The sequence below is a fragment of the Anaplasmataceae bacterium AB001_6 genome (assembly GCA_020002265.1).
Classification (GTDB): Bacteria; Pseudomonadota; Alphaproteobacteria; order Rickettsiales; family Anaplasmataceae; genus AB001-6.
The window spans coordinates 776,916-791,211 of record CP048228.1 but is presented as its reverse complement, the minus strand read 5'-3'; the positions used below and the strand labels follow the sequence as shown (position 1 = coordinate 791,211).

Genomic DNA, 14,296 nt, shown 5'->3' with positions numbered 1-14,296 from the left:
CTTTCTATCCTCTTCCTTCTCCTCCTCTATTTGGATCTCTTTGTTGCGATACACCCTGTGCTATACTGCCGTTTAAAGATGTATCTGGTGGTGTACCAGAAGTTCTTCCGAGGCTTCTGATTCCTCTATCTGGTTCTCTTGGTATGTTATTGCTTATTGCTGGATTAACAGATTCAATTTCTCTACCTTCTGATCTTGAAAGTTGCCTTTGTATACTTTCTGATAGTTGACCTATTTTTGTTTGCAATACCTCTGAACGTTGCTCAAGATTAACTGGTTTACCATTATTGCCATCTTTTAATTTTTGTCTTATTTCAGGATTCATGTTAAGTTCTTTTATATGATTTTTAACATCATCTCTTTGCAGATATTCTGATAAATCTTTAATTTTGACGTCATATTCTTCTAACTGTTCTTTTGTTGCATCATTTAATCTGTGACCAAATTCAACACTTCTATTTCCTATCTCTCCCTGTCTTTCAGAGAGGCCTTGAACAATTCCTCCTGTTTCTTTATTATTGATGGTAAGGTCTTTTGATCTTTCACTTATCGTCTTTGCTTTATCTAAGAAAGTCATTAATTCGAATGCATCTCCCTTAACTGCAACGCTACTTGCCTTTTTGGCTAATGCTTCTGTTTCATCTAGTAATTTTTTCTGTTCTGCAGAGAGGGATGTTTGCGATTGTGATGTACCACTTCTTATAGATACTTGATTTTCATTACCATTTCTTGAAGGTTGATTACCTTGTGAATCTAAATCGGTATTTGTTGCGGCATTATTACCTCTTCCAGAATTAGTAGAACGATCCTCACCTGTAGAAGGAGATGATGTATCATTACTTCCTCTTGGAGATTGACTACTTTGTGAATCTAAATCGGTATTTGTTGCGGCATTATTACTTCTTCCAGAGCTAACAGAAGGTTCACCTGTAGAAGGAGATGATGTATCATTACTTCCTCTTGAAGATTGACTACTTTGTGAATCTAAATCGGTATCTGTTGTGGCATTATTACCTCTTCCAGAATTAGTAGAACGATCCTCACCTGAAGGAATAATTCCTTCTCTTTCTTCTCCTCTTTCTTCTTCTCTTTCTTCTTCTCTTTCTTGCAATATATAAGCTGATCTTACAGCTGCTTTATAAGCATCTCTGCGTTTTTGTATAGCGCTATTACATTCTTCAGCTTCCCTATAAAAATCATCTGAAGTTGATTTTACGACCTCTTGCAATTCTTGAGAGGTGAAACTTTTATCACCATATGTTGCTTTGAGAGCATCATCTGTAATATTTGATACTTCTGAGTTTATTGTTTTTATTAATAATTCTGTAACTAATACATCTCCATTTTTTAGTTCTGAATATTGATTTAATTCTTTTTTTACATTTGCTATCTCTGTAATATATTGATCTTTTTCCTCAGCGAGATCTGCTTTCATTTGAACTAGAGAATCTACAATCTCTGGATCATTCTTAAAAACATCCTGTAAAGTATCTACATAATTATTAAATTTATCAGTCGTTTCGTTATAATAGTCTAGCATTTCTTTCAACTGATCGTTAAATGGATTTAATCTGCTATCTTTATCTGAACGATTATCTAAACTTTCATCTAATTCTTTTTGTAGTATATCAACAGTTTGCGCTTGCAATATATCTAGATCTTCTGATTCCGTTATTACCTCTGATTTTAGTGAGTTTATACCCTGAGATATTTCATGCAATGCCTCCTTATTATAAGAGTTGTTAAGATTATCGTTATCTAATGCTGTATTGATTTTTTCATGCATTGCCTTTATACATTCTGCGTGGGTTAATACAGCTTTATCCATATTTTCTAATGGAAATATATCATCAAATTCTTCCTGTAATGATGTCCTAAAATTTTTTAAAGTAGGGATGCAGTACTGTGCAAAATCTAACTGCTCCATAAACTCTAAGACTCTTTCGTCTGGAATATTATGTTGAGGAGGCTGTGGTTGTACATTTGAATCTCTTCTTTCTTGATTACCATCTGCACCAGGAGTTGGCGTATCTCTACTTATACTTCTACTTCTAGACATTTGGTTATCAACTCCTACGTCAGTTCCCACGTTTCTTTCTGGAGTTTTATTTAAGGATACTTCATCTTCAATGCCTTCAATTCCTATATTTACCTCAAGAATAGTTCTTCTTCTTTGTGGTTCTTCTAACGGTTCAATAGATATAGATACATCGCTTAATGGTGCTCTATTATTTTCATTCTCTATTAAATGAGCAACAACTTTTTCTATGTCAATTTTACGGAATAATGTGTGACATGTTTGTGCATAATAATCATCTGCTGCTACTGCTTTTAAACCTTTATTAGCAAAAAGGCCGCTGACATTTTCTGATATTTCTTTCTGACATAATTTTGTTAAATCATTTGCTAAAGCAATACCTTCAGAGCTTTCTTTTAATAATTGTGTAATTTCATCACCCCTTCCTTCTTCGTTTAATATACGAATTCTTTGTATAAAATCTTTATGCTTATCTTGTTGTGCAACTGCATCATAAGCTCCACTAGGAAGTTTATTACATGGCACCTTAATTTGAATATTTGGATTACCATCGTTATCAGCGGTGATAGAAAAATTACCACCTTTAGCTTGCAAATTTACTAAACCACCAATTAAATAGTCACTGTGCTCTTTGTCGTCAAGTCCTAAGTTGTTGGAACTAATTGTTTTAATATATTCACTCATTTCTTCATGAATGAATTTTCTCATAGGATCTTCGATATCATTAGGATATCCCTCTTTTTTACGCATATTATCGCGTACTAGAGGTATTCCATTGCTATTATAATTTAATGTCAGATTAGAGGGTTCAAATTGTTGATCTGCAAGATTTGTTCGATGATATTCTTGCATATCCCGTTGTAATTGCTGTAATCTAGCTTGTTTAGCTTCACTTAAATTGCTTGCATCAAAATTCTTTCCTTGAGCTACAATACTTGCAAGTTGATCTATTTTAGGTTTTAGATTATTACCAGTATATGCTCTATGAACATTCCGTATTGTATCTTCGCCCATTACTCCAGGGCCTAAGCGTACATTGATAGCTTCTCCATCGTACGATGATCTTATATATGTACTACCTGTTAAAGTATCTTTAAATTTATCCAGCGTGTCTTGATAAGCTTTTCTATCTACTTTTTTAAAAAGAGCTCTATCTTGTATTTCTCGTCTTCTTTGAGGATTGCTATTATCAAATAATATATTTAAATCATCATCATTTTGTGGCGATATAGGAGATTGAGATCTGCTTGATGGTGCAGAATGAAAATTATCATCATTTTGTAGCGATATAGGAGATTGAGATCTGCTTGATGATGCAGAATGAAAGCTATCATCATTTTGTGGCGAATTTTGCGTTGGTTGTATTATTGAAGTTTTATCAACATTATCTGACATTAATATATCGCTGGCTGAAGGGCCATTAGGTGAGAAGTTTTTATTTGGCGTTATAGGTTGATCTTCTCTAGATTGAAGATGAGCTAAATCATCTGGATGTGGAAAAGAGAAATCCTCTTCTTCATAATCACTTTCTGATATTGATCTAGTAGGAATATTAGGCAAATTATTTATATCTTGAACAGGTACGTTTTCCAGAGATTCTGGAAAATTTTGATATAGATAACGAAAATCATTTGAGCGCGGGTCAGGAGAGACATCATTTTCATCTGTATGGTCAAGTGAAGATATATTATAAAAGTCTTTTTTTGTTCTGATATCTATTGATTCTGATTGACGTATGCTATCATCATTATCTTTTATTAATTGAGTACTTGATGGAATATTCTCCGGATTCAAAATCGCTGATTCCTCTAGAGAGTGGTTAAAAAGTGTATCACTTTCATCTGAAGATACATCAGATATCTCTTCTTCACTCTGATAGCTTAGATTATCATCATATCTAACACCTTCATCTGAAGATATATCAGATATCTCTTCTTCACTCTGATAGCCTGGATTAAAAAGCTCATGATCCCAGTTTTCATCCCATGTAAAATCAGAAGTATCTTCTGATAGTTGTCTAGTAGGAATAGAAGGTCTTGGGGAAGTATCTTGTGGTGATAATGGGGGGATAAACGTGGCTGAAGTTTGTTGTGATGCTAAATTCGGGTTTGAAGAAGAAGCAGGAGTGCTTCTTCTATTTTGTGTAATTTCGGGTATTTTTATCGCTGGTAACGATTTTGAACGCACTCTTCCTTCTCTGGCAATGGTCTGTTCTGTCATATTGTCATATAATCTACTAAAGGCATCCAAAACATTTTCAGAGTTGTCTATTTCACTTTTATCAGCTATTGATCGTATTATAGTTTTTTCCTGTCCAAGGATTACTTCTCGCACATTTTTGCGCTGTGCAGTTTGTTCTGTTAAATTGTATATGTCTTGAAAAGCCTGCTCAGCGTTTGGAATATTTTGAGTAGTATCAGATTCATTGCTCTTTATTCCAGTGATAGCAGTAAAAACACGTAAAGAATTACTGTTCTTTGTCAAAATAGGATTGTCTTGCAATATGTTTTGTATTTCTGTTTTTATGGAAGCAGAATTTCCTATTTTTTCTCTAACATTTTTTATGAATTGTGTTATAGTCTTTTCTGTGTTGTCATTTGGTTCTGGCGCCATTGATCCTCTCCAAGAAAATTATAATAATGTTCTCTATCTTACTACACTGTTCATAGTGCATAAAAATTAATCCTATCATGATATTATTAATATATTATTTATATTCATGATAGTACAAATCAATATGAATAACATGAATTAATACCCGTTATTTTTATACTGTGAAAATATTTTATAAAATTTATAAAACTTATAAAAAGAGAATCGTAATTTTATGTTTATTGGAAAAAATGCCATAGTATGATCATTTATTTCTTTAATGTTTTTGACATCTATATTTAATATCTCATTTCATCTTTATATATAAATCATATTTTTACCCAATGACATTTTATTTTATGAATATTAATTTTCTTTAGAATTCAAAAAATAGAATATGGGTAAAATAGTAAAGAATAATATCGATGTTCATTTTAGAATAGATGATTTTTAGAATTATTATCCTGAGAATATAACGTAATTCATATTATTTCTATATATATAAAATAATAACATAATGCAGAATTCTGAAGGATATTGTATTTTTTTAGAAATGAGGAATGAATTGCATTAATTTTGGGGATAACGAATGTTTAAATTAATATTTAAACATTCAATATTTTGGATGTTATTCACGAAATCTCTGAATTTTATGCGTAATAAAAGACAATAATATGAAGGTATCAGATTATCTATTTTATCTATTTTTTGATATCTTCATTTTATTGATTGATATTTTTATCCTAAAATTTTTCAGATTTTTCTATCAAAAGTATTAAATATTATAAGGTTAAGTAAACATTAATATAAGAAGTGCATTCTAATATTTATTAGATAAATATTGGTCTTTTGAATAAAAATAGTTTGAGAAAGTATTTTTTTTGAGTTAGAATAAATTTTCTGCAGGTAGCCCTCGCTTTGATTGGGTTTTCCCAGAGAAGTCTTTCTGTATTGTAAAGTAGCAGTTTGTTAAGTAGATGACAGTCAAATCAATGATCACGGACTTTAAAAATCTTTTTTCTGGTCTAACGAAGAGAATTATAAATTTGGTGCAAGAGTTCGTTGCTGTTGATTCTCGAAGGTTATTGCTGTTATTAAAAGATGTGAAGCGGAAAATAAGAGACATCAAAGGTACAAATGTTAAATTGATGTTTTTTCACTTGCATCATAAAAATATGGGGGATGCGTTCTTTCGGCTGATTTTGATATCTGTGTTTTGTAAAAGAGATGCGTTAATCAACTTAGGCTTCATACAATACTATATTCATAAGGGAAATTTTGTAAAGGCGAAACAATATCTAGATGATGTTAATAAATCTAGCAAGTGTTCTGCATTACAGAATTCTGAATTGAATTTTGATATGTCCCAGAAAATAGAGTGGTATGATTCTGTGATAACTGAACAAGCTAACTTAGGTTGTTTAAGTGTAATTATTGATCATTTTACTATCCTGAGTTCTGATTATGTAGAAGATCAGATTATTAAGAGTGATTATAGAGCTCATATTTTAATTTTAAAGTCATTTATGAAGCATTTTAGTTCTGATGGATTGAAAATTAATGTCTTGGATATAGGATGTGGAACTGGGATAAATTGTCATTTTTTAAGAATGAATGGCATTGCAAATTTAGTTGAAGGTATAGATATATCTAGCAATATGTGTTCTATTGCTTCAAAATGTCAAGTAGATGAGCGTAAAGTATATGACTATGTTCATGTTGCAGATTATCGCGATGTTCTTGTGCTTTCTGAAGATGAATCTCCTTTGAAAAGTGATAAATATGAAGCAGTAATAGCTGTGGATTCGCTAAATTATGATGGAATTGGAATTGTTCAGCATCTAAAGATTGTACGTAATAAGTTAAAATCTGGTGGTTTATTTGTTTTTGCAGTTCCTTGCTGCGAAGATTCAAAAGATGGTTTTATACTGAAAGATAGTATAAGTTCCTGTTTTGCTTATACTACTGATTATATATCTGATGCTTTGAAGAGTGCTGATTTTCAAGTTATACGTAAAAATTATATTGATCTATATAAAAATCGTAAATTTCATTTTTTTGAGTGTACTTTGTCTGATAAATAGATATGCGAGATGATTTGCTTAGGGGTTTTCTATATAAAATTGTTGATGAAATTAAACGTGCTTTCATAATAACTGAAAAGGGAACGAATAATGGAGTGATGTATGCAACACATCTTACACGTTTTATATCGTTATTGTTGGATGCTATTATACTAGTTTATACTTCTTATTTGATAGGGTACATTTATAGACTTGTATATCAAGATATGTTTATGGATATTTCTATGCTCAACGATGAGCATAGTGTTATAAATAAATTTACCGTTGGAGTAGCACTTGATGAAGGAGAGAAAGCAATTCTCAAAACTATATTCATTAAAGAAGCCGTTGCAAAAACATTTAAGATTTTTGTGACATTTTCTATTTTTTTAGCCTTTAATTATTTTTTCAGAGCTAGCCCAGCAAAGATAATCTTTAGATTATCTATTATTGATGATAATACAAAGAGTTCTGATATTTCTTTTAAAATTCTTTCAATGCGATATTTCTATTCTATTATTTCTGTTTTGGTGCTTTTTTTAGGTTATTTTAACTGTTTGTGGGATATAAGATGTAGGGCTTGGCATGATCGTTGGACAGGTTGTTCTGTTGCATTGCGTTCCTCTTTGCCTTCTTGAAATAATTTTTATAGATTGTAGCTGTTGTGTCTTATCATCTATCTTTATTGCTTATAACTTTTTTTATTCCCTTGTGCATTAAGCGGCTGGATAGTCATATTTTTATTAGAGGTATGCAGCTATTATTAGTGATATTTAATTTAATAATTGCATATCAATATTTAGAGCATAATTTTTCTCCTCATTATTTTCTCATTACCACGTCTTTTCAATTATTATTGATGTCCTTTAAAGATAGAAAATTATTTAATAGATTCTTTTTTATTTTTTTTATTGTTATCGCGTTTATCATAATTTTAAATTATGATCTACGATCTAATATAACTCTTAGTTATTCTGATATTTTTTCTTTTCAATCTTTTATTTTAAAAAATGGATCATATTATGCATCCTTTTTTGGATTCATCATGCTCATTTTGGCTATCCTTTTGCTTAATTCAAGTGATGATTCTGTGCATTATAGGTTTATGTTTTACTCTTCGATTGTTATATCATTAGTTAACAGTATTACTTGGGCAAATTTTATTGTTCATTATGAAATAGCAGTTACAGTAAGTATTATGATAATGTGGAAAAGTATTTATAATAATAGCGATGCTTATCATGCAGGGTTGCGATATGCTGCACTGCACTTTTTTGCTGGATTTTTAATGTTAGTTGCATCTTCTGGAATAATTGATAATATCCATTCTCCTTTTTTGCAATTTGATTTGAATGAAATAAAAGCATTCTATAGATATTGTTTCTTTGTTGCTTTTCTTATAAATGTTGCATCATTTCCTTTTTCTGCATGGGTGCCAGATGCATACTCTAGTGTTCATATATCAGATAGTTGTATCTTACAATGTTACATGACAAAGGTTTCTTTGTTATTTTTAGCATTATTTTTTCCTGGGAAGGAATCATTGGTTATATTAGGCTTTATAACGCTTATATATGCAATAATCATGTTATTAATGAATAGCAATCTATTGCGAATCTTGTGCTATTTTATAGTTGGACACATAGCTTTGATAATGATCTTAATAGGTGAAGGTGCTGTTGAAGCAGGAGGTGTTTCAATAGTAGATTATATATTTGTTTCATTAGCTAACCAGTTATTATTTGCTATATGTGTATATGCTGCTTTTCTTTCAACGCGCAGCCTTTGTATAACTTCTTTGGGCAACAATAATATTGTTCTGAAGGAAGCAATATTGTTTTTCCTGATTATAGCAGCTATGTCAATTTTTGCCTTTCCTTTTACCAGAGCTTACATGGTTAAGAGTAATTTATTGTATTCCATACATGGTGGATTAGTTTATAGGTGCTTTATATCAGGCAATATAATACTTTCTTCTTTTAGTATAATAAGAGTTATTTATTCTTTTATGAGGGTTAATAAAGTTAATAATATTAAATGTGATTATTTTGATAATGAAGAATTTGTCGTTGATAAAGGTAAAATTATGATTTTACTCTTTGCAGCATCTTTGATTTTTGGTGTTTTGTTTTCCTATGATTCCACAAATAATCAGGGAATTTTATTATATTTATGGGGAAGTCAAAATAATATTTGGTATTTATTTATATCATTTTTAATATGCTTTGTTCTTAGAAAAGTTTTATTTAATGCTCAAAAGATTAATAAATACGATATTGATTTTTTATATAGAGTCATCTTGTATCGCAGTATTGAATTTGTTTATAACAGCATAGCTCATTTTTTTAGATCCATGATATCTTTTGTGAAATACTGGCGCCACCCTATTAATAATTTTAGGCATAACATGTCTGATTTTATATCTGATAATGTTATAGAGTTTACCATAGTTAGTTCTATGTTATTTATCACTATATTTTCTTTGGTTTTTGCTATTCATATGGCTTTATATTCTGCTTAGTTTACAGTAAGGGAGATATTGGGTATCATCGTATAAGCATACAAATTTTCTTGTTTTTTCTAATAATTAAAATGTTTGATTCTTTGACGAGTGGCATATCTGATTCTTTGAGTAAATTAAAGAGTAGAGTTTCTGTCAGTAAATTTGATCTCAGTAAAGTACTTGAGGAGATACATGATATTCTGATAGATTCTGATGTATCATTACAATTGGCTGATGATCTTTGTGATATGATCAAACGGCGTGTTGAAGAAGAAGGTTTGTTAAAGCAGATATCTCCAACGAAAAAAATAATCGATATGATGCAAGAAGAGATATCTAATGTAATGGGAGAAAGAGTTATAGGCTTAAAACTCAATAAAGATCCTTCTTTTGTTTTATTATGCGGTTTACAAGGTGCAGGAAAAACTACTACTACAGCTAAATTGGCATTAAAAATCAAAAATGATTATTTAGAAGATAATAAAAATATAAAAATTTTACTTGTCTCATTGGATGTGGTTAGATTGGCTGCAAAAAAGCAGTTAAAGGTTCTTGCCGAAAGCATTGATATTGATTTTTTCGACTATTCTATGGAATCTAATGATGCTATAGATATTACAAAAAAGGCTGTACCTTTTGCTAAAGAAAATGGCTATGATGTGGTTATTTTTGATACTGCTGGTCGTTTGAATGTAGATGAAGGTATGCTTTCTGAACTTGTTAAAATTGATAGAATCATTAATCCTGTTGAGCGTATCCTTGTACTAGATGCCATGTTAGGACAACAAGCCGTGAAAATTACTAAAGATTTTTCTAAATCTGTGAATATGACAGGTTTGATTTTTACAAGAATAGAAAGTGATAGCCGTGGTGGAGCAATTTTATCAATATGCTATATGACAGGGATTCCTGTTAAATTTTTTGGAACAGGGGAAAAAATAAACGACCTAGAGGTTTTTAATCCACATAGAATTGCTGGCCGAATATTAGGCATGGGAGATATTGAGTCTCTGATGGAAAAGGCTACAGGTGCTATAGGCGGTAAAGATAAAGTTGAAGCACTCAGTGAGAAAGTTAAAGAAGGAAAATTTGATTTTGATGATCTTGCTGCTCAATTTAAAATGGTTGGAAAATTAGGCGGTATAAAAAAAGTACTACAATTTATTCCTGGATTAAATAGTATGTCTTTGCCTATAAATATTGAAGATTCTGTCATTAAGAAGAATTTAGCTATTATTTCTTCTATGACTAAAAAAGAAAGAAAATTTCCTGAAATTTTGAATGGTACTAGAAAACAGAGGATATCTTCAGGTTCAGGGGTATCTGTAACAGACATTAACAATTTAATACAACAATTTAGACAAGCTAAGAAAATTGCTGTGGCTGTCAGTAAAAAAGGTATTTCAGATTTTAATCCTGATGACATATATAATAATTTGGGGAATTTACAACAAAGAAGCACTAAGCCTACGAATGTCACCAGAAAAAAAAGACCAAAAAAAAATAAGAAGAATCGTAGGTAATTGATATTTATTTCTGTTATTAATTTTTATAATGAACTTTTCTATTTTTAAAGATGAAGAAGCTTGGCAAGGAATGCGTAAAGCTGGTGCATTAGCAGCTCAAACTCTTGATCATATCAGTGATTTTGTGAAACCTGGCGTTACTACTAATTACCTTAACGATATATGTCATAAATTTATAATTGAAGCAGGAGCTATACCTGCACCATTGAATTATCGTGGTTTTCCTAAATCCATTTGTACTTCAAAAAATAGAGTAGTATGTCATGGAATTCCAGATGATACTGCATTGAAAAAGGGAGATATCTTGAACATTGATGTCACAGTTATTTTGGATGGCTGGTATGGTGACACTAGTCGTATGTTTTATTTAGGTGTGATAAGCGATAAAGATAGAAGTTTATGTCGTGCCTCATATGATATAATGATGAGTGCAATCAATTATGTAAAGCCTGGTATGTGTATTTATGACATTGGTTGTTTTATAGAACAATATATGAAGCAAAAATATTCTAAATATAGTTCCGTAAGAAATTATTGTGGTCATGGAATAGGAAGGCAGTTTCATACGCAACCTAGCATTTTACACTATAAAGAACCCATTTATGGTAAAGATATTTATGTTGAAGAAGGTATGTTTTTCACAATTGAACCTATGATAAATGCTGGTTCTTATGAGACTTTTTTAAGTGCTAAAGATAACTGGACAGTCTTTACAAAAGATATGTTAAATTCTGCGCAATTTGAACATACTATAGGTATAAATTCTTCAGGAGCAGAAATAATGACACTATCTCATAAAGATCCTAATTTGAATTATTTATAGATGTTATTTAGTTAATATTTACTATTAATTTTTTTAGAAGACTTTTTGTGAGAACTAAGATTACGGTGTCTCCTATTTTTAAATTTTCTATATTAGCTACGTTTTTTATTTTTTGTAGATCTATTATTTTAAAAATTTTTATTTCATCCTTTTTTATTAACTTGCTTAATTTTTTTATATTTTTAGTATCTTTTATATTTATTGTAACTATGCTATTCATAGTGGAATCAAAGCTATGTATTACTAAGTTATTATCAATGTAGTTTAAAACTATATCCTCTATCTTTTGAGCATAATTGGCATAAGGATTAATTACAATGTAGTCACCCAGAGAGCTTTGATGAGAGCTATATAGCTTATCTTTTACTTGTAGAATAGCATTCTTAGTTTTAATTTCTTGTAATAGAAAATATAAAAATATATTTTCTATATCCTTGTCTTTTAAAAGAGCGATATTTATTGTTTCGTTATAGTTATCAAATAATTCTAGGACTGATTGATCATACTTCTTATAGTAAAAATAATTAATATCTTTTTGATGTTTACTGCATAATTCTTCTAAAAAGAGTGTTTGATCACTTATGACATTGATTTTTTTGTAAAATCTTTGAGCATGTTGAATTAGATCATCGCATATTTGAGTTGATCCAAATATAAATAGACTTTCATCAGTTATTTTTTCTGATGTTGTGTCTTGAATCTTAGATATCTCTTCTGCTTCTATTATACATATCAAGATATCTTTTTCTTGTATATCTGATTTTTTAATTTTATATATCAGTTTTTTTTCCCTGACTAAAGCTAATATATCTATTGTGAAATTGTTAATCTTTTTTAGTATTTCATTATCAATATTTATTGAATAAATATGCAAATTTTCAGATAAATCAAATATCTTGTTGAATTTAAACGATACTATTTCATCAACGATTTGTGAAATAATTTCCTCCGGAGGGAAAATTATATGATCTATATCCATAATGTCTTTGATGAATTCTGGTTTTAGATTGTGTCGATTGTTAATAACAGCAATGGATTTCTTAGGTTTAATTAATTGTTTCATCATTCTGCATAGCAACATATTCAAATTATCATCTGTAGTGTTTGCTATTAATATATCTGAATTTTGTAGCAGAAAATCTTGCGTTACTTCATTGCTGAAATAATGATTTTCAATTATTTTTATATCAAAATCATATTGCAGTATTTTCAGTACATCTGATTTATTGTCATCTATTAAAATAACATCAGCAAATGATACTAGGTGTTTGATTATCAGTTCAGCGTTTTTTGCTCCAAATATTATTATCTGCATTAGACATTATTGATGATGAAATAATTGTATTATATTTTGTTTCTGTTAATAATTATTTTCTTTTATAATTCTGCATCGGCTGTTACACTTTTTACAGGTGGTTATTTATATTTATTCATTTTGTCTATGGATAGGAATTTTAATTTTTTTTTAAAATCTCTGAGAAAAAAAAAGGGTGTGAGTTTGCGTGAAGTAGAAAAGCATACAGGGATTTCTAATGCTTATATATCTCAACTTGAGAATGGTGAAATAAATAAAATACCAGAACCTGAAAGATTAAAAAAATTGGCAGATTATTATAATGTCACAATGGAAGAAATACTATTTCATGCTGGTTATATAGATAAAAGTAAAGTAGGAGATACTCTAGAAGAAAGGATCAATAAAGCGTTTGATGCCTTGTTAATGCATGAGATGTTTGAATATGCTAACCGCTTAGATAAAGAGAAATATGATATAGAATTGAAAAGGTTTATTATCGACATGTATGAAAAATTATCAGGCGAAAAGGTATTATCATAATTTTATATCTTATAGGGTTAGTGGTTCCTATTAATAGTTTTTGGTTTAATACTTTTCATGTCTAATACTGCTTTAATTTTTGGTTATGGTTATGTAGCAAAATACTTTGCTAATCTCTTATGCAAAAATGGCTTTGAAGTTTTTTGTACATCTCGATCCAGTGCGATTATATCTAATAAAAATTACCACATCATAGATTTTTATCGCGATGTCCCGGAAATATTAAAGAAAGTCAATTATATTTTATCATCTGTACCTCCAGATATTAATGGTGATGATCCTGTTTTTACCAGATATAAGAATGCTATTATCGATAATAAAGATCGTATTAAATGGCTTGGTTATATTTCTACCTCAAGTGTTTATGGGAATCATGATGGATCCTGGGTTACGGAGATATCTAATTTACATAATACTTCTTTTAGAAGCTTAAGTCGTATTAATGCAGAAAATAATTGGATGTCTTTATTTAAGGAATATTCAATTCCAGTTAATGTTTTCAGAGTTGCAGGGATATATGGCAGGGGACGTAATGCGTTGCAAAATATTAAAAATGGTAAAAATTTTTCAATATTTAAGGAAGGACATTTTTTTTCTAGAATTCATATTATAGATTTAGTTAATGTTTTGTTTCAATCATTAACTTTAGAAATCTCAGGGGAGATATTCAATGTTGCAGATAACCTACCTACCAATAATTTTGATGTAGAACAATATGCTGCAAAAATTTTAGGTATCTCTGAATTAAAGAAAATTCCATTTTTTGATGCTAAAATATCTGATCGTCTATCTGATTTTTTTAAAAATAATAAAAAAGTCAGTAATAAAAAGATGATTAATAGGCTGGATATTAAGTTATTTTATCCTGATTATAGGAAGGGTTTATTATATGAGTGCTCACTTTATTTATAATT

At 29.8% G+C, this 14,296-nt stretch carries 9 protein-coding genes; 7 read left to right on the top strand and 2 right to left on the bottom strand.

The genetic code is table 11. The features are described 5' to 3' along the window. Positions 1-4: 4 nt before the first annotated feature. On the bottom strand, positions 5-4,651 hold the full coding sequence (locus GUI12_03690) for a hypothetical protein (protein ID UAT43237.1): 4,647 nt from the start codon (positions 4,649-4,651) through the stop codon (positions 5-7). Between the two features lie 971 nt (positions 4,652-5,622). Here GUI12_03690 and GUI12_03685 point away from each other — a divergent pair. The 5 genes from GUI12_03685 (at position 5,623) to map (ending at position 11,545) form a co-directional block, all read left to right on the top strand. Then, complete coding sequence (locus GUI12_03685; GenBank protein UAT43236.1) at positions 5,623-6,714, top strand: methyltransferase domain-containing protein; 1,092 nt, start codon at positions 5,623-5,625, stop codon at positions 6,712-6,714. Between the two features lie 2 nt (positions 6,715-6,716). Next, a complete protein-coding gene (locus GUI12_03680; protein ID UAT43235.1) occupies positions 6,717-7,331 on the top strand; it encodes an RDD family protein in 615 nt (204 codons plus the stop codon). Positions 7,332-7,357: 26 nt separating this feature from the next. After that, on the top strand, positions 7,358-9,214 hold the full coding sequence (locus GUI12_03675) for a hypothetical protein (protein UAT43234.1): 1,857 nt from the start codon (positions 7,358-7,360) through the stop codon (positions 9,212-9,214). 71 nt (positions 9,215-9,285) lie between these two features. After that, positions 9,286-10,719: a signal recognition particle protein gene (gene ffh / locus GUI12_03670; GenBank protein UAT43233.1), complete on the top strand. Its 1,434-nt coding sequence runs from the start codon at positions 9,286-9,288 to the stop codon at positions 10,717-10,719. A 31-nt stretch (positions 10,720-10,750) separates the two neighbouring features. After that, on the top strand, positions 10,751-11,545 hold the full coding sequence (map, locus tag GUI12_03665) for a type I methionyl aminopeptidase (GenBank protein UAT43232.1): 795 nt from the start codon (positions 10,751-10,753) through the stop codon (positions 11,543-11,545). A 7-nt stretch (positions 11,546-11,552) separates the two neighbouring features. On the opposite strand, the gene GUI12_03660 is transcribed toward map, so the two are convergent. Beyond that, the gene (locus tag GUI12_03660; GenBank protein UAT43231.1) at positions 11,553-12,860 is read right to left on the bottom strand and encodes a TrkA family potassium uptake protein; all 1,308 of its coding nucleotides are present in this window, start codon (positions 12,858-12,860) and stop codon (positions 11,553-11,555) included. 126 nt (positions 12,861-12,986) lie between these two features. On the opposite strand from GUI12_03660, the gene GUI12_03655 reads away from it, so the two are divergent. After that, positions 12,987-13,382 (top strand): helix-turn-helix transcriptional regulator, encoded by a 396-nt coding sequence (locus GUI12_03655; protein UAT43230.1) that lies wholly within the window; start codon positions 12,987-12,989, stop codon positions 13,380-13,382. Between the two features lie 57 nt (positions 13,383-13,439). Then, positions 13,440-14,294, top strand: a complete 855-nt coding sequence (locus GUI12_03650) for an SDR family NAD(P)-dependent oxidoreductase (protein UAT43229.1) — start codon at positions 13,440-13,442, stop codon at positions 14,292-14,294. Positions 14,295-14,296: the final 2 nt, after the last annotated feature.